The organism is Paenibacillus antarcticus (genome assembly GCF_001637225.1).
GTDB classification, from domain to species: Bacteria; Bacillota; Bacilli; order Paenibacillales; family Paenibacillaceae; genus Paenibacillus_AQ; species Paenibacillus_AQ antarcticus.
The window spans coordinates 183,453-205,428 of sequence record NZ_LVJI01000024.1 but is presented as its reverse complement, the minus strand read 5'-3'; the positions used below and the strand labels follow the sequence as shown (position 1 = coordinate 205,428).

General features: G+C 41.2%; 18 protein-coding genes. 7 read left to right on the top strand and 11 right to left on the bottom strand.

The window, feature by feature from the left end:
• Window positions 1-5 precede the first annotated feature (5 nt).
• Together PBAT_RS17135 and PBAT_RS17130 are read right to left on the bottom strand one after the other, a co-directional pair.
• Window positions 6-878, bottom strand: coding sequence for a carbohydrate ABC transporter permease (locus tag PBAT_RS17135; protein ID WP_068651174.1), 873 nt, complete (start codon window positions 876-878; stop codon window positions 6-8).
• Window positions 879-893: 15 nt separating this feature from the next.
• Entirely contained in the window at window positions 894-1,844 is a 951-nt protein-coding gene (locus PBAT_RS17130; RefSeq protein ID WP_068651172.1) for an ABC transporter permease, read from the bottom strand.
• A 143-nt stretch (window positions 1,845-1,987) separates the two neighbouring features.
• Between PBAT_RS17130 and PBAT_RS17125 the strand changes: the two genes are divergently transcribed.
• The 4 genes from PBAT_RS17125 to PBAT_RS17110 all read left to right on the top strand — a co-directional run bounded on the left by PBAT_RS17125 (window position 1,988) and on the right by PBAT_RS17110 (window position 8,310).
• On the top strand, window positions 1,988-3,841 hold the full coding sequence (locus PBAT_RS17125) for a sensor histidine kinase (protein WP_068651170.1): 1,854 nt from the start codon (window positions 1,988-1,990) through the stop codon (window positions 3,839-3,841).
• Window positions 3,816-5,426, top strand: coding sequence for a response regulator transcription factor (locus PBAT_RS17120; RefSeq protein ID WP_068651168.1), 1,611 nt, complete (start codon window positions 3,816-3,818; stop codon window positions 5,424-5,426). The genes PBAT_RS17125 and PBAT_RS17120 overlap by 26 nt, the downstream gene beginning before the upstream one ends.
• Before the next feature lie 105 nt (window positions 5,427-5,531).
• Complete coding sequence (locus PBAT_RS17115; RefSeq protein ID WP_068651166.1) at window positions 5,532-7,220, top strand: type 2 periplasmic-binding domain-containing protein; 1,689 nt, start codon at window positions 5,532-5,534, stop codon at window positions 7,218-7,220.
• Window positions 7,221-7,473: 253 nt separating this feature from the next.
• On the top strand, window positions 7,474-8,310 hold the full coding sequence (locus PBAT_RS17110) for a patatin-like phospholipase family protein (RefSeq protein ID WP_068651164.1): 837 nt from the start codon (window positions 7,474-7,476) through the stop codon (window positions 8,308-8,310).
• Window positions 8,311-8,331: 21 nt separating this feature from the next.
• On the opposite strand, the gene PBAT_RS17105 is transcribed toward PBAT_RS17110, so the two are convergent.
• From PBAT_RS17105 to PBAT_RS17075, 7 genes are all read right to left on the bottom strand, one after another.
• The gene (locus PBAT_RS17105) at window positions 8,332-9,252 is read right to left on the bottom strand and encodes a VanW family protein (protein ID WP_068651245.1); all 921 of its coding nucleotides are present in this window, start codon (window positions 9,250-9,252) and stop codon (window positions 8,332-8,334) included.
• Between the two features lie 155 nt (window positions 9,253-9,407).
• A complete protein-coding gene (locus tag PBAT_RS17100) occupies window positions 9,408-10,193 on the bottom strand; it encodes a tyrosine-protein phosphatase (RefSeq protein WP_068651162.1) in 786 nt (261 codons plus the stop codon).
• 121 nt (window positions 10,194-10,314) lie between these two features.
• The gene (locus PBAT_RS17095; protein ID WP_068651160.1) at window positions 10,315-11,010 is read right to left on the bottom strand and encodes an N-acetylmannosamine-6-phosphate 2-epimerase; all 696 of its coding nucleotides are present in this window, start codon (window positions 11,008-11,010) and stop codon (window positions 10,315-10,317) included.
• Window positions 11,007-11,927 (bottom strand): dihydrodipicolinate synthase family protein, encoded by a 921-nt coding sequence (locus PBAT_RS17090; RefSeq protein WP_068651158.1) that lies wholly within the window; start codon window positions 11,925-11,927, stop codon window positions 11,007-11,009. Before PBAT_RS17090 ends, PBAT_RS17095 begins: the two co-directional genes overlap by 4 nt.
• A 30-nt stretch (window positions 11,928-11,957) precedes the next feature.
• Entirely contained in the window at window positions 11,958-12,851 is an 894-nt protein-coding gene (locus tag PBAT_RS17085) for a carbohydrate ABC transporter permease (RefSeq protein WP_246168646.1), read from the bottom strand.
• Window positions 12,852-12,862: 11 nt separating this feature from the next.
• Complete coding sequence (locus tag PBAT_RS17080; protein WP_068651156.1) at window positions 12,863-13,759, bottom strand: carbohydrate ABC transporter permease; 897 nt, start codon at window positions 13,757-13,759, stop codon at window positions 12,863-12,865.
• 76 nt (window positions 13,760-13,835) lie between these two features.
• Window positions 13,836-15,233: an ABC transporter substrate-binding protein gene (locus PBAT_RS17075; protein WP_068651154.1), complete on the bottom strand. Its 1,398-nt coding sequence runs from the start codon at window positions 15,231-15,233 to the stop codon at window positions 13,836-13,838.
• Window positions 15,234-15,474: 241 nt separating this feature from the next.
• On the opposite strand from PBAT_RS17075, the gene PBAT_RS17070 reads away from it, so the two are divergent.
• Together PBAT_RS17070 and PBAT_RS17065 are read left to right on the top strand one after the other, a co-directional pair.
• Window positions 15,475-17,124 carry a response regulator gene (locus tag PBAT_RS17070; protein ID WP_068651152.1) on the top strand — a complete coding sequence of 550 codons (1,650 nt, stop codon included), beginning with the start codon at window positions 15,475-15,477 and terminating at the stop codon, window positions 17,122-17,124.
• A gap of 4 nt (window positions 17,125-17,128) precedes the next feature.
• Window positions 17,129-18,940, top strand: coding sequence for a cache domain-containing sensor histidine kinase (locus tag PBAT_RS17065; protein ID WP_068651150.1), 1,812 nt, complete (start codon window positions 17,129-17,131; stop codon window positions 18,938-18,940).
• 51 nt (window positions 18,941-18,991) lie between these two features.
• Here PBAT_RS17065 and PBAT_RS17060 read toward each other — a convergent pair whose 3' ends face one another.
• Together PBAT_RS17060 and PBAT_RS17055 are read right to left on the bottom strand one after the other, a co-directional pair.
• The gene (locus PBAT_RS17060; protein WP_068651148.1) at window positions 18,992-20,002 is read right to left on the bottom strand and encodes a Gfo/Idh/MocA family protein; all 1,011 of its coding nucleotides are present in this window, start codon (window positions 20,000-20,002) and stop codon (window positions 18,992-18,994) included.
• Between the two features lie 27 nt (window positions 20,003-20,029).
• The gene (locus PBAT_RS17055) at window positions 20,030-20,872 is read right to left on the bottom strand and encodes a sugar phosphate isomerase/epimerase family protein (RefSeq protein WP_068651146.1); all 843 of its coding nucleotides are present in this window, start codon (window positions 20,870-20,872) and stop codon (window positions 20,030-20,032) included.
• A gap of 166 nt (window positions 20,873-21,038) precedes the next feature.
• Between PBAT_RS17055 and PBAT_RS17050 the strand changes: the two genes are divergently transcribed.
• Window positions 21,039-21,944, top strand: a complete 906-nt coding sequence (locus tag PBAT_RS17050; RefSeq protein ID WP_068651144.1) for a helix-turn-helix transcriptional regulator — start codon at window positions 21,039-21,041, stop codon at window positions 21,942-21,944.
• The last annotated feature ends 32 nt before the right edge of the window (window positions 21,945-21,976 follow it).

Sequence of the window (21,976 nt, the reverse complement as noted above, 5' to 3'; positions counted from 1 at the left end):
CTTATTTATTCTTTTACCGCACCAACAACAATACCTGTCACGAAAAACCGCTGTAGGAACGGATATACTAACAGTATTGGCAGCGCACTAATAAAGATTTGCGATGCGCGAATGGTTCGTTGAGATAGACTAGCAATAGCTGCCGCATCTAGACTCGACATATCTGCCTTAACGATAATCGTTTGCATGAAACTCGCGAGTGGAAGCTTCGCCGCATCTTTCATATAGATCATACCGTCAAAATATGCGTTCCAATGTCCTACCATAATAAACAACGAAACCGTCGCAATTACAGGCATGGAGAGTGGTAAATAAATACTAAAGAAGGTTCTGAATTGACCCGCTCCATCGATGAAGGCTGCTTCCTCAAGATCTTTAGGAACACCCCGGAAGAAATTCAGAAGTAGAATAATATTAAATACAGCAACTAAACCTGGAAGGATAAGGGCCATCAAATTATTCATCAATCCAAGTTTAAGAATAAGGATATAGCCTGGAATCAGACCTCCGGTGAATAACATCGTAAAGACAAAATACCAAAGATAAATATTGCGTGCACGAAATACACGAGTTTCTTTGGAGAGCGCATAAGCGGCAATGGTGTTAACGATCAAAGCGAGTCCTGTTCCAATAATTGTTCGTTGTACAGATACCCATAAGGATGCAAGGAAATTCGCATTCTTAAATGTTTGTGCATAGGCCTCTAATGTGAATCCGATAGGCCAGAATGTAACCAATCCCGCATTCGCAGGGGCAGATGAGCTCATGGATACCATCAATAAGTGATACATCGGTAATAAGCAAAGAACTGAAATTATAGTCAAAAATACATTATTGAATATGCTGAAAATTCTATAAGACAGCGTTTTATGATACATCAGTAGTCATCCTTTCTAGAATATTCGATACCCCGCAAATTTATAGGCGAGACGATAAGATATAACGATTAAGATTAAACTAATGACAGATTTGATTAGACTGACTGCCGTTGCAAAGCTGAATTGACCGCTAAGCAAACCTTCTCTGTACACGAATGTATCAATAATATCTCCTTGTTGATAAACTAAAGGACTATATAGGTTGAAGATCTGGTCGAAGTTCGCGTTCAATACATTACCTAGTGCTAAGGTCGCGATAACGATAGCGATGGGAATAAGGGAAGGGATCGTAATATGCATCGTTTGCTTCCAACGGGTCGCTCCATCGACCTCGGCTGCTTCGTATAGCGATGGATTAATACCCGAGAGTGCTGCAAGGAAGATGATTGTATTGAACCCAAATTCCTTCCACACATCACTAAAGATGATCGTAAATCGGAACCAAGCACCATCTCCTAAGAAGAAAATCGGCTTAATACCGAACACATTTGAAATCAACTGGTTGATGATCCCCGTCTGGGCAAGCATATCAATCAAAATTCCTGAAAGAGTGACCCATGACAGAAAATGTGGTAAATAGACCAGCGTTTGGATGGTTCTTTTGAGTGCCATCTTCCTCACTTCATTCAATAATAATGCGAATAGGAATGGAACAATTAAATTCATAACCATCTTGGAACAAGCAAAAAATAAGGTATTCCACGCAATTTGCATGAAATAATCATTTTCAAACATATATCTAAAATGTTTCAGACCGACCCAAGGAGAATCCATAATTCCTAATGCTGGTTTATAATCTTTAAATGCCATAATGATGCCTGACATAGGAATATAAGAAAAAATAAATACTAAAATGGCCGCTGGTAATACCATTAAGTGCAGCACCCACGGTTGCTTATAACTTTTTTTTCTCTTTATAGTTCGGCTAGTTTCAAGGTTCACCGGCTGTACAGTTTTCGCTTCCATAGCTCTCTCCCCTTCAAAAAATATTTTGTATGTCATGAGAATCTCTGATATATATAGTATCAAGCATGTCATTCGAACTGACTATATAACATTGTTAGGATTAATATGGTTTTGTTAGGGGATATCGGTCTGGAGGGATAATTATGCAATTGCAGGGTGGCATTACTTTTCTTAAAGGAAAGGCTCGAACGAGGTTTAGTCTATTTGCTAAAATGAACTGTCTAATTATAGTATTATTTATACCTATCATTATCGTATATACGTATTCAAACAACGTCACGTATGATGTTGTAAGCAACGAGTTGCAGATGTCCAACACCAAACAACTTACATTTCTATCTAGCCAAATTGATTCAAGAATGAATCAAATGAAGGATTTCAGCCATGTTTTCTCTAAAGATCCGAATGTTCAGAAATTCAACGGACTCAGAATCTGGGAAGATCGTTATGATCGAATGCAGACCCGATATGCGATTCAAGAAAAAATGGTACTTCAGGCCGGAGTGATGGATATATGGCCTGCCAAATATGCGGTTCATTCTCAGCAGAACAAAGATGTCCTTTCTAATTACAATATATCGCCGGAAAAAGCACCGGAATATGATGAGGATTATTTAAAGAGAAATATAAGTGGCCAATGGACGTACGGTGACGGTAGCAACCAGTCCACTGACGAACTAAAGTCCTTTTATTGGTTCTATAGTGATTCTTTAGCTCAGCAAGGTAAACTGTCGGGTAGCAGTATAGTGATTGAAGCTAGTTTCAGTTATGAAAACATTCAAAATATGCTAGATACATATAAAGCCGGCGGTCAGGGTGATCCATTCTTTTATCACAAAGGCGATGCCCCGATCCTGAACCGAAGTGCGGACAAGCAGCTTACGAGCGAATTGATACGTTATTTGGATGGAAAGTCACCGGAGAACACCACGCAGGATGTCGTGAAGTTAGATGGTAACACTTATTTTGTTAGTTCTGTTAAATCTTCCAATTTGGATTGGCATTTGATAGACGTTGTCCCACTCGATCAGATATTAGGACCAATGTCGTTCAGCCGTAATTTGTTCTACTTTTCAATGTTTTTACTTTTTGTGGTCGGTATCTCTGCATCAATTTTGTTATACCGAAACGTTCAACGTCCTATTAAAAAACTGGTACAGGGTTTACGGCGTGTTCAACGTGGAGACTATTCAGTACGGCTACATTCAAAAGACCATAATGAGTTCTCGTTTCTATTTCACCGTTTTAATGATATGTCAGGTCAAATTCAAGACTTAATTGAGAACGTATTCAATGAGAAAATCCGTGCACGGGAAGCAACCTTAAAACAGTTGCAAGCACAAATAAATCCGCACTTCCTCTACAATTGCCTTGGTTATATTATTAATATGGCTCAGATGAAGGATGAGGAAGCTGTCGTATCTATGGCATACAATTTAAGCGCTTATTACCGCTATACCACTCGGATGGAACGAGAAACAGCTAGCTTACAGGAAGAAATCCAACTGCTCATCAACTATTTAGATATCCAAAAACTTCGTAACGGTAGAATTGATTATCATATTGATATTCCTCAGGAAATGAGGACCCAATCTGTACCGCGCTTGATGCTCCAGCCTATTGTCGAGAACTCCGTCATTCATGGCGTAGCGAAGTCGTATACATCAGGCGAAATTAGGATCAGTGGTGAGATATCTAATGGATATTGCAAAGTGTTCATCGATGACGATGGACCCGGGTTAAATCCAGATCAGGAAGATGCATTAAATCATAAAATGCAAGAACCTTTGAAGGAAGAAATGGGCTGTGGACTTTGGAATACCAATCAACGGATCATTCACCAATTTGGAAATAACTCTTATTTGTATTTCACCAAATCACCACTTGGAGGTTTCCGAACTGAGATCATTTGGGAGATACCAACGGTAGACGAACATCGCAATTATCCATACACACAAGGAGACACACAACATGCAAATGATAATAGTAGACGATGAAGCTCACTGGGTAGACAATCTATCTATGACCAAACCTTGGCACACACTTGGAATTGAACATGTACATAAAGCTTATTCTGCACACGAGGCACTTCAAATCATCGATACGCATCCTATCGATATTGTCATATCAGATATTCTAATGCCGGAAATGACAGGGATTGAGTTAATAGAAAGAATTCGCATACGTGACAAAAGAATAAAATGTATCATATTATCCGGCCATTCAGATTTTGAATTTGCCAAAAAAGCTGTACAGCATAAAGCTGTAGATTACCTACTTAAGCCACCTACGGATATCGAATTGCTTGGGGCAGTCAAAGCCGCGATCGATCAATTAAATCTGGAATGGGAAACCGTTAGCTCATTCGAACGCACCCAGCATACCCTTCGGGAGAACCTCCCCCTTCTCCGTGGTCAGCTACTCCTTGACGCATTGAAAGGTCATCGTATGTCTGCCGATGAATGGAGCCGGAAACTAGATAATTACGGATTGCCATTTAACTATGGGGAATGCGCCCTAATGCTTGTTCGCATGGAGGAAGAATTTGGACAATATAGAAACAACGGGCAACCATTGATCGAATATGCGATCATCAACATGGCTGAAGAGATTATGGGCGAATATATGGAAGTCTGGGGCGTCAAGGAAGAGCATGGATATCTTGTGTTCTTACTTCAATTCAAAGAACAGGGTTCAGTGATAGGGAAAGAAACCATTCTGGAGAAGTTATCATCGCAACTTCAATATAAAGTGAAACAATTTCTAAAAGGATCCCTATCCATTGTCATAACGGAGTGGTTCCAGTTCCCAGAGCAGCTGTCGGAACATTTCCGGCAAGCTTCATCTTACTTCAGACAAATTGTTGGCGATGAAAGAGAATTCGTTATGCGGGTCAGTAACTTGGAACATAACGCTACACAAGGGCCACTTGGCGCGCTATACCTTCCTCCTACTTTCATCAACCTGCTTGAGGCTGGCCGCTGGGAGGCTGCGGAAGAGAAGCTTCTCGCAGTATGCGCAGAACTAGATGAGAAATGGTTCGGATCTTGGGAGCACTGTATGGAGGCTGGCTTTTTAATCTCTGCTTCATTCACTCATCTTGCACACCGGAATGGTCATACGCTCGTTAGTTTACTTGGAAGCGATATTGAACCGCTACAGAATGGAGATGCCTTCTCCTCCATCAGTAAGCTTAGAATGTGGTCTCTCGGGGTGCTCAGCAAGTTGAAAGAGGGAACATCAAATGAAATCAAAGACATCCGTTCCCTGTATGTAAAGAAAACACAAGAGTTTGCCGATAAAAATTTACATCTCGATGTTTCATTACGTGTATTAGCTGACCATGTGAATCTGCACCCAACGCATTTATCCAAAATTTATAAGATTGAAACCGGTGAAGGAATAAGTGATTATATAGCACACCTTCGAATGGAGCGTGCTTGTCATTCGCTTAAAACGTCCAACAAAAAGGTGTATGAAATCAGCATGGAGATTGGATACATGGATCCTGCTTACTTTATCAAAGTGTTTAAACGTCAATTCGGGGTAACTCCGCAGGAATATAGAGACAGTAATAAATAGCATGACATAGTCCTATCAAAACTAATAAACTCATATAGATGCCCTCCCCCAAAACTTGATAAAGTAACACTTGTAGAGATCAAACACAGTAGGGGGAATAAAAAAATGAAAAAAATCAGAAAATCATGGCAATTACTCATGATCAGTTCACTCGTATTGGTTACTGCTTGTAGTGGAACTTCTAATAGTGGCACGTCTAATAATGACGTAAAGAAAGATGAAACCGCTTCAACGGAAGTCAGTGCTTCTGACGCAGCATTTGCCAAAGGTAAATACGATCCACCGATTGAAATCAGCACCGTCATCATGCCGAAGAAATTCGTCAATGGCGATACTAAAGAAAACAATGTTCATGACCGTTGGATGCTGGATAAGTTAGGCATTAAACATAAGGATACATGGTACCCCGCAGGCGCGGATCAATATAAGCAGCAACTTCAGCTCGCTATCGCTTCTGGCGAGAAGTTGCCGGATTTCGTATTCGTACCAACTGACCCTATCTTAACTAACCAATTGATCGATACCGGCCAGTTCATTGCCATCGATGAGTTATTTGAAAAATACGCCAACAAAACTTGGAAAGACCATACCATTAATAATCCAGAACTATGGTACCCTTTCACCAGAGACGGCAAGAAATACAACCTACCTATTCTTGAATATACCGACAATGACGATACGTTGTTATGGTTGCGGGAAGATTGGATGAAAAAGCTGAATCTAGCTGCACCGAAGACGATCGCTGATTTAGAGATTGTGATGGACAAATTCAAGAACGAGAATCCGGATGGGCTTGCTCCGAAAGACGTCTATCCACTCGCGATTTCCTTGAAGAACAATACGAATACTTGGATGGGCGGACTCGATTGGTTGTTCGGGGCATACGGAACGATCGAAGAACAATGGAACAAGGATGCCGATGGAAATCTTGAATATGGTTCCGTTAATCCTGGAGCTAAGCAAGCACTTGCTAAGATGCAAGAATGGATGGACAAAGGTTATATCCACCCCGATTCAGCTTTGTGGGATGAGGGTAAAGCTGCAGAACTTTGGACAAAAGGGAATGCAGGCGTCCTTCCAGGAGCAAACTGGGTTCCAGACTGGCCAGCTCCAGATTTGTTGAAAACCGTCAAGGGAGCCGATTATAAAGCTTATCCAGTTCCAGCAGGTCCAGATGGATTGATCGGAACTAAATGGCAAAACTCAGGCGTGAATAGCAGCTTCATGATTAATAAAGATGCTAAAAACCCAGAAGCACTTATCTTATATTACAACTATATGTTAGATAACTTGGCTAACCCAACAACTGGAAGTGAGTACGAATACGGATTTGCCAAAGGCTACGACTGGGACGTTGTAGATGGAGAACCAACTAGTAATAAAGATAAAATTCCAACCTACAGCAATGACTTCACATTCATTACTGGTCCTGCGCGTATTCCAAACCTTTATATGAACACATTGGTTAAAATTGCGGACGGCAAAAAGGCAGAAACGGCTTATGAGAAACAAATCGCAGATTTCCGTAAACCACAAAACTGGGATGCAGGAAAAGTGGTCATGTCCCAAATCGACGTTCGTAAGCAAAACTACTTTACAGGCGCTTCGACACCAACGATGATTTCGAAGTGGAACCTTTTGCGTCAGTCTGAGCTAGAAACTTTCAACAAAATCATATATGGCAAACTGCCAGTAGATGCTTTTGACGAATTTGTTGCCAATTGGAAATCAAATGGTGGCGAACAAATTACCAAAGAAGTTAATGAATGGTTTAAATCTGTAAATACAAAATAAGTAAATAAAACAGGCTGTAGATCGGGGTAACCTTGATCTACAGCCTGTTTTATTTGGAAATCATTAAAATAGTTAGCAATCAAATAACCTGTGAGCGCATTGCGCATATTGTATAGTAATCGCTTCCAACTTTTAGATAATATTTCGAAAACCCTTAAAGTGTGATATGTTAATATAAACATATCGCGAGGTCATCCTAACATGCTTTCAAGTTAATATGACCATGTAAATACAAAGCTGAGAGGTGATATATATGCCAAGTTTAATTCTGGAAGGCGGAACCCTTCGTCCTATATTCAGTGCAGGTGTGATGGATGCACTACTAGATCAAGAGGTGATGTTCCCCTATTGTATCGGTGTTTCTGCTGGAATCAGCAATGGATTTTCTTATATCTCCAAACAAAACCGGAGGAATTTAGATATATTAGAAAAATACCGACATGACAAACGTTATATTGGCGTCCGTAATTTCCTACGTAGTCACAGCTTGTTTGGATTGGATTTTATATTTAGAGAGATTCCTAACACGTTACTTCCCTTTAATACGGAAACGTTTAACAGTTATACGGGTCAACTAATCGTAGGTGTTACTAATGCACATTCAGGAGAACCAGAATACATGAATGGACTGGATATTGATGATCATTGGACGATGCTTCGTGCCACATGTGCGCTCCCACTATTCTTCCCTGCTATTGAGATGAACGGCACCAAATATTATGACGGAGGGTTAAGCGATCCGATTCCTATTCGTAAAGCTATTAGGGATGGTAACAACAAACATCTAATTGTCCTGACTCAGCCGAAAGGTTATGTTAAACCCATTAGCAAGGAGAATGCGATGGTCGGTAAGTTGTTAAAGCGTAAGTATCCTAATCTAGAAGAAATCTTACTAACAAGACATGTTAAATACAATGAAACGGTCGCTTTCTGTGAACAATTGGAGGCAGATGGTCAAGCGATCATTCTTCGCCCTAAGCAATCTCTGAACAGTTTTGAAAAGAATCTCAACCAACTAAGAGATACGTACCAACATGGTTATGACATGGCGAAAGGCCATATAAATAATATTCAAAAGTTGTTCCTATGAGCGTATCTTCAATTGATCTGATCACATATGATTTGCATTCAAGTCCTTAGCGATCTCATCAGGTATTTTTTTAGATACACTAGGTACTTCTCTGCGTGTATGATTGACCATATCAGAGGAACAAATGATAATGCTCACCTGACCTCCATGTGCGAAAGCTCGGATAAGGATCGGCTGATTATATTTATTCTTAAATGAAAAATCCGGTCCATACCAACTTACCGTCGCATCACGTCCAGGTGGTACATAAGGGACACTCTTACTATGGGAATATCGCTGAATGATTTCTAGACCGGCACGATCTACCGCATTAAAGAGTGTTGATGAGATCTGACAAATTCCCCCACCAATATCTTCAGATGCTTCTCCCCTTACAATAATGGCTGCACGTAAATACCCCTTCTCCTTCGTCCGTTTCCCAACAATTTCATTGAAGGAAAACGTCTCTTTGGGAAAAACTACTGTATTATTAATGGCTTTGGCAGCCAATCCGATATTGTGAGAACGGTTTTTATTATTTGAATTGTAGTATGTAAAATAACTACCAATCTTCTTTTCCATGATGGATTGCAATAGCTCACTATCCACCCTTGCATGAACACTACGCAAAGGTACTTCCAATCTAGACAATTCACCCTCAATAATATACCTATAGAACTGCTCTTTAAATTTTGTTCGATTAAGCGTTATACCTGGCTTCTCTGAGATTATTCTGCCTCCCCCATCCATTACAGCATTCGTGGGAGCCAAATAGACTTGTTTATCTAGGTCATCCATGAGCATATTTAATTTAATATCATCAACAAGTGTTACTCCGGGAACGGGTAGCGTGTATGCTGCATGATTCACTTCTGCTATAATTTCTCCTTGTTCCTCGATAATCAAGGGTTCCAGAGGAAATAATTGTTGAAATACAAATAAACAAGCCAAAAACAAATGCATGCTCACAATTGCTGTCCCCCATATGTCAGTATCGATCATAGTATGAATCAAATGAGACAAGCTGATACATAATACACATCGAAATCCGGCATATTGTTTTTCGTAAACTAAGAAAGTAGGAAGTCGACCTTGAAGCATATGACTTTTGGCTTGCGCTATTCCTTTCGTAATAAAGAACCTAAACGTTGTAGTATATTACCCGATAAAGGTTCCTCTACCGGTCGAATCTCAAATGGTTTATCGTCAATGACACACTGCGCATTATTTAAAAAATAGTTCTTCCATTTCTCCCCCATCCGTTGCCCAATCACATCATAGGACTCACGCAAGCGAAATCCTCTATGCTCTATATGATGGGCATCCGATGATACGATATGAATAAGACCACTTTTACATAGTGACCAAGCCAATTTCTCGACTTGTCTACCAAAGTCACCTAGTAACGAATGAGTAGTAACCTGTGCCCAAGCACCTCTCTCAATGAGATCAGCAAGTCTCTTCGGGTGTTTCATGACCTCTGCATTACGTTCAGGATGAGCAATAATGGGCTTAAGGTTTATTATATTTAATTCGTAGATTAGTTCATATATTTCTTTCGGTATACGAGAGGACGGTAGCTCTATTAATACATAACGAGAGTCAGCTAGAGTAAGCAACTCCATTCGATACCAAGCCTGTAACCAGTCCCCGTGCAGCCGAATTTCTTGTCCAGAACGAACAGAAAGAGGCACACCCGCATTCTTCAACTGTTCGTTGATATGTCGGGTGTGCTCTATCACTTCGTTAGCTCTATTAATATATTTCCCATTCGCATGATGCGGGGTAGCAATTAACGTTGTAATACCCTCTGCAACAGCTGCTCTAGCCATATTCAAAGTATCATTCCAGTCCTGTGCACCGTCATCCACACTCGGCAGTATATGTGTATGAATATCAATCATCTTGAGTCTCACATCCTATGAAAGATATATTGAAGCCACCTAAGAGGTTGGCTTGCATTCATTCTATCATATGGAAATATTTATTTAAAATTTAGTAGAGAAATTCATAGAGAATCATTAATTAGTGCTCTGAGCTGAAAAACGTACTCAAGGCTGCTACGTATCGCGCGGTGATTAACTGCGGGCGAGTAATTGCACTACCAACAACGACATTTGCTGCTCCACAACGGATGGCACGTACGGCATCCTCAGGTGTCCATATCCGACCTTCTGCGATAACAGGAACTTTAACCGTTTCACACAATTGCTGTAAAAGCTCGAAATCCGGCTCTTCCGATTGCGTGCTGTATGAGGTATATCCCGATAATGTCGTTCCTATAAAATCAACACCTAATTTCTCCGCAGCAATTCCTTCTTCATACGTGGATACGTCTGCCATAACGGCTACGCCGGCACTATGAGCATATTCAATTAATGGTTTTACAGCTTCCAAGCGTCCCTCACGATCGGTAACGTCCAACGCGACAACATCGGCCCCCGCTGACACGATGGCTATTACCTCTTGTATAGTAGGCGTAATGAAAATTTCTGAACCTGGCATATCTCGCTTAATAAGTCCGATCACGGGTACTTTCACTACCTGTTTAATAGAATGAATATCGAATACGCCGTTGGTGCGAATACCAATGGCACCAGACTCAATTGCAGCGATAGCCATTTTGGTTATGGTATCACCGCCATGTAGTGGTTCATGCTCAAGTGCTTGGCAAGAAACGATTAGCCCTTTTTCTGGGAAAATACGATTAAAGTCTTTCATGATACATTTACCTGAGCCACGTAAGTGTTAATTCTCTCATCGAGGTATTCGATACGCTTCCAATCTGATTCAGCTACAGGCAGCAGTGGCATTCTCGGATTACCACTGTCTATCCCACGCAATTTAAGAATCGCTTTGCAGGCACCATACAGTGACGGAAATGAAAGTAAATCCGTGATTAACTCATTCACAATAAACTGCCATTTCCGTGCCTCCACCATATCCCCTTCTTGGTAACAACGTTCGATCTTCATAAATAGCTCTGGCATCACGCCGTAGGTGCCGCCAATACCACCGTCCGCACCGATACTACGACCAGCCAAATATTGTTCATCCGGTCCATTGAGCACTAGGAAATCATCGCCTCCAGCCGCCTTAAATTGCTGCAACTCGAACGTGCTTTCCGCAGAAATCTTCACACCAATCACCTTGTCCTGCGCAGCCATCTTGGTGAGTAGCGATTTGGATAACTGGAACCCCGTCGTTTGAGGGATATGATATATAATGAAAGGTAATGAAGTACTATCAATAATTGCCTGCCAATGGGCTTCCACACTCTCAGGAGACAAGCGGTAATAGATGGCCGGCACGGCCGATACTGCATGGGCACCCACCAGCTCAGCATGTTGTGCCAATTCCACACTATCTCTTGTAGATGGGGCTCCAATATGTGCAATGATCGTAAGTTCGTGCCCGACTTCGGATACCACTGCCGCAAGAATGGATTTGCGTTCTTCTACCGATTGTAGCATGCCTTCTCCAGAGCTTCCCCCGACATACAATCCACTTACACCTGCTGTCGCATAATAACGCGCCAATTTCTTAGCTGCATCTACACTAACCATTCCTTGTTCGTCGTAACAAGAATACATCGCAACTGTAATCCCCTTAAATCGTTCCAATACATATGGCTTCATAATATAGTCTCTCCTAATATATAATGTCGTTTAGCCTTTGACTGCGCCCATTGTAATCCCTTGTGTAAATGACTTCTGGAACAATAAGAAGATCGCGATCATTGGAATCGAAGCAAATGCAGCACCGGCCATTAAGACGCCATATGGTGTGGTATATTCCCCTTTTAGTGTAGCAACACCAAGCGGTAAGGTCATCATTGGAGTCGACCTCGTCATAATAAGCTGACTGAAATAATCATTCCATGCATTGATGAATGTGAAGATAGCTAGTGCTCCGATTGCAGGTTTAAGCAAAGGTAGGACGATACTATAAAATAATCGAAGTTCTGAGCAACCATCTATTTTGGCAGCTTCTATTAACTCACTTGGTAATGTCTGCGCAAATTGTTTGATCAGAAAGATACCAAACGGCCAACCAATAGCCGGTAATATAAGCGCTTTATAGGTATCTATCCATCCAAAATCAGCGATCATTGTAAACAGTGGAACCAGAATAACTTGCTTCGGCAGCGCCATTGCAGCGACAAACATCGTGAAGATTATTTTGCGACCAGGGAATGATTTCTTGGCCAGGACATAACCCGCCATCGAAGCGACCAAACAAACACCAATCATTTCACCAAATGCGATGAAAAAGCTGTTAAATGTCCACTTCCACACGGGGTTCTTAAAAAGAGTAGTGAAATTATCCCATGTAGGTTCATGTGGAATCCATTGCGGTGGAATCGCTACTGCCACGTTCTGTACCTTGAACGCGCCAGATACGATCCAATAAAAAGGGAAAATAAAAAGTATAGCAAACACAAACAATAGAATATTAGATAGTATTGCACTACCAGTCATCTCTCGAAGCCACTTCGGTTTTCTACTTGATTGAACTTGGGCGAGATTATTGTTCACATTAATTTGATCGTTCAATTTCATGCTGACCCCTCCTAGTACTCCACATCGCTGCCTAAATATCTGAACTGAATGAATGAAATAATACCGATGACAACAGCTAGTATGATGCCCATGGCGGAGGCAAGCCCAAAGTTTCCTAACATAAATGCCTTCTCATACACGCCGTACATGACCGTTGAAGTCTTGTATAGTGGTCCGCCTGCCGTTAGCAATTGAACAATGGCAAACGTTTGAAACGTATTTATGGTCGTAATGACAATAATGTATAAATTCGTTGGCATTAACATCGGCCATATAATTTTTCTGAATATTTGCCCTGACGTCGCACGGTCGATCTGTGCCGCTTCAATATAAGAGGTCGGGATATTTCCAACCGATGCCACATATAGAATAATAGGCTGGCCGACAGATGTCGTAATTAATACAGCTATAATCGCGAACAAGGCTGTGTGTGGATTGCCAAGCCAAGCGATCGGCTCAGCACCGAATAGACTCGTTATGTAGTTTAGAATACCAAAGTTGGGTTCGTAGATCGAAGCCCAGACCACTGTAATACTGACGACAGAAGTCACAGCCGGTAAATAAAAGACACCTCGGAAAAATGAACGCGTGAACTCATTTTTCTTGTAAATGGTCATTGCAACAAAAATGGAGAATGCAATGACAAGTGGAACAGCTATAAAAACAATAAGAATCGTATTCTTCATCGACTGAATAAAGGTTTTATCCTGAAAAAGATGTTTGTAGTTGTCTAAACCAATGAAATCGAAGTTATTCAACGAATAATCAAAGAAACTGATGTAAACCCCTTTTAACATGGGATACGCTACAAATAAAAGGAAGAATGATAAAGCAGGCAATAAAAACAAATAACTTATCAACCATTCCCGCCAGACATGACGTCTTGATTTTAGAATCGTTGCGAACATAAATTGATCTCCCCTTACCCTTTGGATGGAAAGGAGCAGCGCACCGTTAGTACGCTGCTCCTAATCTTCTGTTAGCTTATTTTTTTTGGGTTTGAGCTTTTGCTTTTGCATCCTCAATCGCTTTGTTCGCATTAGCGGCGAATGAATCTAATGCTTCTTTACCTGTTGCATCACCTAAAAGTACACGCTGTAATTCAGGGAACCAGAAGGTACGGACATCCGCCCAACCGTCTGCGATCGTTGGAGGATCAGTAATAAATTCACGAGCAAGCTCAGCGTACGTATATTCTGGATCATTATACAGTCCTGTGATCGAGTTACGTACAGACAGACCACCCGTTTGAATCAAGTTTTTCTTGCCGTACACTTCATCATTAGCTACGAAATCAATGAATTTCTTAGAAGCAGCAATTTTAGCTTCGTCGTCATTGTTGAATATTGCCATTCCCCCAAGATAAGGTTCAAGCTTAGGCTTGGAGCCATCTAATGTTGGGAATGGAAGTAATACTTCTTCGAATTCCGCTTTTTTAAGTGTAGCATTCTGTGCTTTAAGTACAGCTGAATAGTTAATAGTAAATGCTAGTTTCCCTTGAAGGAACAGATCGTTAACATCTGCAGCAGCAAGAGCAGCGGATCCTGAAATAACTAACTTGTCTTTCTCAGCTTGTACAATCCAATCAAGCGCTTTCCCTGCATCTTCCGTGTTAATAGCAACCTGGCTGTAATCCTCATTCAAGAATCTAGATACACCAAGGTTTGCAAGGTACGCACGTGTTCCTTGGTCACCGGCTTGGCTCTTCGCAAAGAATCCGGAAGGAATGACATCTGGTGCTTTTTCTTTAACCGCTTGAAGTGCTTTCTTATATTCATCAAAAGTCCATGTTCTATCAGGACGATCCAGTGGTAATAAATCCAATGCACCTATTTTCTCAAATATGGTTTTGTTGACAGCCATCATGAAAGGAGCGGTATTAATAGGATACATCACCGTTTTATCGTCTACAGTAGACTGCTTCCAGAAAGCTGGAGAAATGTCGTTTCTAACTTCATCTTTGATCATGTCATCTAATGGAGCTAGCAGACCCTTCTTGCCCCAATCGATGATGCGCCCAGGAGCATCGTATATGAGGTCAGGTGCGGAATTCGATGCAATGGCTACGTTTAACTTCTCAGGTCCTCCATCAAACGTAATCATTTCAAGATTAACTTTGATATCTGGATTCTTCTCATTGAAAGCGGCGATGATTTCTTTCTCGTATTTGCCGACTTCTCCGTCAAGTGCCTGAAAGCTCGGGAAATTCCACCAAGTGATTGTAACGGGTTTTGCTTTTTCTGTTTCCCCGCTCGGTTTCTCTTCTTTGACAGTGTTCGTACTTGAATTTGCTGTGTTGTTATTCGTACCACACGCCGCAAGCATCATCATAACGAGCATGATACTCATTACTGCTGTCAACCGTTTCATCCTTGCTCCCATTCTTATTCCCCCTAGTAATTAATTCAGAGTAGAAAGCAACTGTAACGCTTTCATTTCTTGTATCTAGCATAATTCAAAATATGATATTGAGAAATCCCTCTACTTTTACATTCATGGCTCTATTCTTACTTATCAATTATATTAATTCTTGTGATTAAAATTAAAAACTCCTTCTGCAATAATTATCTTGTATAATAAATGCTAATTACTTGCAAACAAAATTCTACTCAAGAGGGATGCTATGTATAAACTGATGATTGTCGAGGACGAACCTACCATACGAGCTGGTTTGAAGCAATATTTCCCTTGGAGTGAATTAGGGGTCAATACTATTGTCGAGGCAGAGAACGGAAAAGAAGGCATAACCATTGCTCTTCGGGAACGACCCGATCTGGTCATTACAGATATTCGGATGCCTGAAGTGGACGGCTTAGAGATGATCGAACAACTTCGCACAGCGCTGCCAGATACAGTATTTGTGTTATTAACTGGATATAGCGATTTCGCTTATGCACAAAAGGCCATTAGAATTGGGGGCATACAATCTTACTTACTAAAACCTCTTGAATATGAAGAAAGTCTGGCAAGCTTGCAAGAATGTCTGAAGGTACTAGAGCTAAGGAGACAAGAACATCAGTCCCGCTTCGAATTAGAACAAGAGGCTAAAGAAGCCATAACACTTTTACATAGTCAGTTCTTGAAACATCTGCTGGAAGATCAAGTAGAATTACAGCCAGACATGCTCCAACGTCTTTGCGGATTCGAAAGTAAGAATTACATGTTCTATTCTATCGTTGTATCAAATATTCCGATGCCAGACTCCATTCACGGAACAAATATGCGTTGGAAACAGCTTGCAGAGCGACTCGTATCGGATGTAGCGGCATCCCTATTAAGTCACGATAGCCGTAGACAGATTCTTACGTATTATCATAAATCTAAGTTGTACACGCTTACAATATTTGAAGGTCCTGATAGCATAAGATTCGATACTCAAATAGAATTACAAGTACACACAATACTTAATCAGCTTAATCTTCTCCAACTTCCAGCAACGATGTATATGGCTATGGGACAACCTTTGTCTCAATTGTCTGAAGCCGGTATATCCCTTCAGCATGTTGATAAGGCATTATACAAGCGGTTTTCCCAACCGGGAAGATACCTTTTCTTAGAACAAGGTTTACAGTCCTCCTCCGATGTATCCAAAGAAGTTGCAAGTCATTTGGTCCTTCTAGAATCTCATCTAATACTCGAGGGATTAGAAAAAGGGGATAGCACACAAACTAGAAAATTGATGAACCAACTGGCCGACGAATCACGAATGAAATTACCTAACGTATCTAATGACGAATGGCTAGCCTTTTTACAGGAGATTATTAATGTGACCTTACGGTTTGCCCATAAACATGGTATTGCTGTGGAGGGCGTCTATAGTGACAAGTTACTAACACTTACTTTCGTAGATGATTTCCAGACGATTGACCATCTCTTTGACTGGCTGTTCGAGTGGATCATTCATTTGAACACCGTTTATCAACAACAGAATCAATTATCCATTCCTAAAGATGTACTTATATTTGAACAAATCAAGAATTTCATCGAGCATCATATCGATCAAGAACTAACGCTACAAATGGTCGCAGATCGTTTCTTCTATAATCCGTCTTACTTAAGCCGTCTGTTCAAAACAAAACTAAATAAAAATTATATGACGTTTGTTACCGAGATTCGAATTCATTATGCACAACAATGCTTAAAGGACCCAAAGTATCTAGTCACCGATGTGTGCAATATGTGCGGCTACAAAAGCTACAAACACTTTGTGAAAATGTTTAGAAGTGTCACCCAAATGACACCATCTGATTATCGAAAACAATTAGGATGGTGATGAAATGAATATATTCCGACGTCTTTCCCAGCGGTTTCAAACGCGGCATGTGAACCGTCAAATATTCATTCTTATGATCTGTACAATCACAATACCTCTTACAATCATGTCCGGCATTGTATATTTTTTCTCACTCCAGACAGTTAAAAATGAATACCAAGACAGTGCAAATCTTATCTTAAATAATCTATCCTTTAATATTGACCAGTATCTTCAAAGTATAGAAAAAGGGACGCTCATGGCACAACTGGATAGTCAGCTTCAAGGCTCACTTGTGAAATGGGCTGACAATCGGGCAAATAACATTGATGATACAGGTATCCAATACAGAAGTGTAATCGAGCATTTCGTAAGCACTATTGAAATGACGATCAAGAATGTCGATAGTGTACAGATTTACGCAGGTGATCGCGTCTTTTATTCAGTCAACTTTAATCAAGCAGATTATGATGATAGTAATTTCCTACAGGAACATTGGTATCAACAGACCCTAGCCAGCCAAGGCAAAATTGTTATATTTGGTACACATAAGCCCTTCCACCGCCTTAACTCGAAAGAGCCTGTTATGTCCATTGCGCGAGTCATTAATAAAACAGGTAGCAAACAGCATCTGGCCATTATTCTAGTCGATATCAGACTGGATTCCTTACGTGAAATCTTAAATCTATCAGAGAATAGCAATCGTAAATTTCTCATCGTTGACGATAAGGGTGGCGTTATTTATTCATCCGAGGATGATCAAGAGAATCCGCTTGTTCTATCAGATACAGACTTCATTTCGGTTGAACGCGTATTAGCAAATGATACAGGGAGCTTCTATGCACCGTTTGCGGGTAAGCAATCCTATTTAGACTTTATAACCTCACCTTATTCTGGATGGAAGGTCATTCAATATATTGATGAGCAGGAAATGGCGAAGGATGCTAATATGTTCCGCATGATCATATTGGCATTCGCCTTCTGCTCGTTGGTCACTGCACTTCTATTTATGTATATCTTATCTGCCCGAGTAACGAAACCCATTATTCTGTTAAGCAGACAAGTACGGTCAGTAGGACTCGGTAAGTTCGATGTCAATCTTCGCAGTGATCGTCAAGATGAATTCGGCGTTCTCTATAGGGGTATACGCAAGATGGTAGAAGATCTACAAAGTCATATTGAAAGATCGTCAAATATGATTGCGCAACAGAAGATTGCACAATATGGTGCACTCAAGAGCCAAATCAACCCTCATTTCCTCGCAAATGCACTAGAATCTGTCCAAATGAAAGCCGTGCTTAGCGGACAAAGAGATATCGCGGAAATGGTTGGCCTACTCGGACGCTTGTTTCGAATCCATATTCAAACAGGTAAAGACATCGTCTCTCTACGAGAGGAACTTGTTCATACCCGGTTATATATCAAAGTACAACAAATGCGCTTCGGAGATAAGATTCAATACACCGAAAATCTCGCTCCAAATAGCGACACAGCGAATGTATTACATTTCTCTTTGCAACCCATTATTGAGAATGCCATTGTGCATGGATTGGAACGTCGTGTCAGTACAGGCCTACTCGAAATTTCCACAACGTTACAAGGTAACTGCTTGCTGATTATGATTAAAGATAATGGTGCCGGGATGGATGAGACTCAGGTTACTGAGCTACGCGAGCGCCTTATGGATACCTCGGATACATTAGGCGAAGCACATATCGGTATCAAAAATGTTCATGATCGCATCCGTTTTTACTTCGGCGATCAATATGGTATTGAAGTAGATAGCTCCCTTGGAGCAGGCACCACAGTTACAATTCGTATTCCTCACAACGAATAGAAGGAGCATCCCTAACACGGGATGCTCCTTCTTGTATCCATCATATCATTCTTATAATACTTCCAATACACCTGCTTGATCAGCAGAGCGTATTTCTGCTTCAATGATTTCTAACGTAGCTACTGCACTCTCCGGAGTACATATCGTCACTGGCTCACCATCGATGATGGATTGAAGGAAGTACTTAATTTCACGATAATAACCCATATCGCTCGACAGTTCAGCAACAAAACTTGGAGCATCCTTTGGATTAACCGTTACTATATTATTCTCAAAAACAAGGTTTCCACCTTCAAAATTCAGGCGATAAGTCATAACTAGGCCATGATCCCCTTCAAGGGTCCAATCCGCTTGTGCATTTACTACCTTATTATCCGAATATATATAGTTGGTAGAGACCATATCATAGCCACTGCCTGGGATGATGTTGCAAGCAACGGACGATACCTTGTCAGGTTTGCCGAATAACCAGTGAACCATATCTGCATCATGAACATGCATGTCCATGATACATCCACCACTCTTCTCGCCCTCGAGGAACCAACCCTGCGGGGCACCTGATCCACGGAAGAAGAGTCCTGCCGTAGCTCTACCATATCGTCCATCCTCAACGCATTCTTTCGCGTATTCATAAGCAGGCCAGAAGCGCAAACATTGCCCGATCATCAATGTTTTCTCGTTACGTTTCGCCGTCTCAACCATCCGCCAACCATCCGCAGAATTACCTGCAACAGGTTTCTCGCAAAACACATGTATCCCTTTGTCCAGCAAGCGACACGTGATGTCCGCATGCAAATAAGTAGGAAGGGCTACGTCGACGATATCTAGCTCCTCGTTCTCCAACATCGTATCAATATCATCATATAAACGGTATGGTGTTAAATCATATACTTCCTGCTCCGTTGCAATGTTACCTGATGCTGCTCCTTGCTTCAACTCTTCAATCCGTAGATCACATATCGCTACCAGTTGAATCTGTAGGCCCTCAGATATTAGTCGAACATAGTTATCAAAGTGCATACGCCCCATAAATCCAAATCCAATGATTCCTATCTTTTTCATATTAATAACCTCCCTTTATCATTTGAATTATTTACGTCCCAATATCGCATCCATCGCACCCGAGGTATTGTATATAATTTGCTCTGAGTAGTGATTGTAAGGTGGGATCATCTCTGCCGTTACGTAGTTGTCATACCCAATCGCTCTGAGTGACTCCATCACCACCGGATAGTCCACATCGCCTGCTAGAAGATCAACAAATCCATGTAAGCCTCCCGCTTGACGTCGGTAATCCTTGAAATGTACTTTTTTAATCCGATGACCCAAAATACGTATCCAATGCTCTGGATATCCATTCTGCAAGGCGTTACCTACATCAAAGTAGGAACCTACGTATGGTGAGTTAATTTCATCAATAAAAGAACGCATTTCGAGTGGTGTTAGCAGAAACTTATTCCAGACATTTTCAAGTCCGATGGATACGCCTGCACTCTTCGCATAGGGCACAAGCTCTGCAATTGACTCAAGCGCCCGTTCGTATGCTCGTTCATAATCGGTAACTTCAGCATTAGGAATGAAATCTACCCCCACAGCACCGGGAATGACTAGTATCGTATCAACATCAAGTGCGGCTGCCAGCTCTAACTGCTTCTTACACACGTCGATTGCTTTGCTCTGAATCTCCTTATTCCCACTTGTCATCGGATAGTCCCAATACAGTCCCGTAGCTAACCCGGCAATCTCAAGTGTTGCATCTTCAAGCCTCGCCTTAATCTCACTAACTTCCTTATCCCCACAGTTAAGACTAAGCTCACCTGTTGCATTCAAAGACAATTCGATTCCATCAAAGCCCGCTTCTTTGGCTAACGTAATACAATCGGCTATCGATGAATCTCCCTTAAACGACCAAATGTTAATTCCCTTCTTCATCAAAAAAACCTCCATTTGAGCTATTTCAGCTGTATTGAGTATCGCAGAATAACATGTAATAATAGCTTTATAATAAACGATTATTCCTGATATTTATTTAGATGTAATAGTGATTATTTGGACAATTCCGTTATGATTTCCAAATCAATTTCAAGGAGTGTACAAAATGGATAAATTAAGTGATACTTATCTCCTTCAGCGTTCAGCTGCTTTCCAAGAATGGTCGCCAAGTATTCATTACGCACAATTCCAGCGCGTAGGCACTAGCATTTTCCCCAAACGAAGACTATACGATTTCGAACTTCTCTATGTCGTCCAAGGACATGCTGTCACAACCATGCACGGGCAACGCTTCAATATATACGCCGGACAACTCATTTTCCTACCTTCTGGCGTATACCATCAGAATGAGATTGTTTCACAGCCGGATGCACGTTTTATTGGTATTCATTTCGATTTCTTCCATGAGCTTAATAACATGACTGAGGCTGATTTAATCGTCGATGAAGATGATATTCATCTGAATAAGTTCGGACTCGAAGCCTGTTCGGACATATTCCCTCCCTTGTCGTCGCAAGTCATCTATACACCCTCCCTTGTGTGCGTTCAACTCATGGAGCAGCTTGTAGAAGAATTTACGATGCGAAAGCTGGGTTATGAACTCGTCTGCAAGTCACTAATGATGAATATTTTGGTGCACTTAATGCGCAATTCCACATCTCAATCCTTAATCACTTCATCTGCGCACAGCACAAAGTTAGCTAGAATCGTCGAAGAAATAGAATCTGCTCCTTCAGAACCTTGGTCGAACCAAACGATTGCAGATGCCTTGTGTTTAAGCATCGATTACACAGCCAAGCTCTTTAAACAAACCGTAGGTTTACCACCGAGTGAATATATTCAATCCATTCGCCACCGTGAAGCGCGGAGACTGCTACGTGAAACCGATACGACGATAGAACAGATCGGAGCGCAAGTCGGTTACCCAGATATTCATTATTTCAGCCGTATGTTCCGTCGACATGAGGGGATTACCGCAAGTGAATACCGCAAGCTTTCTCGTATTCTTTAGAGACGCAAATAAATCGCCCAGTCCATCATTAG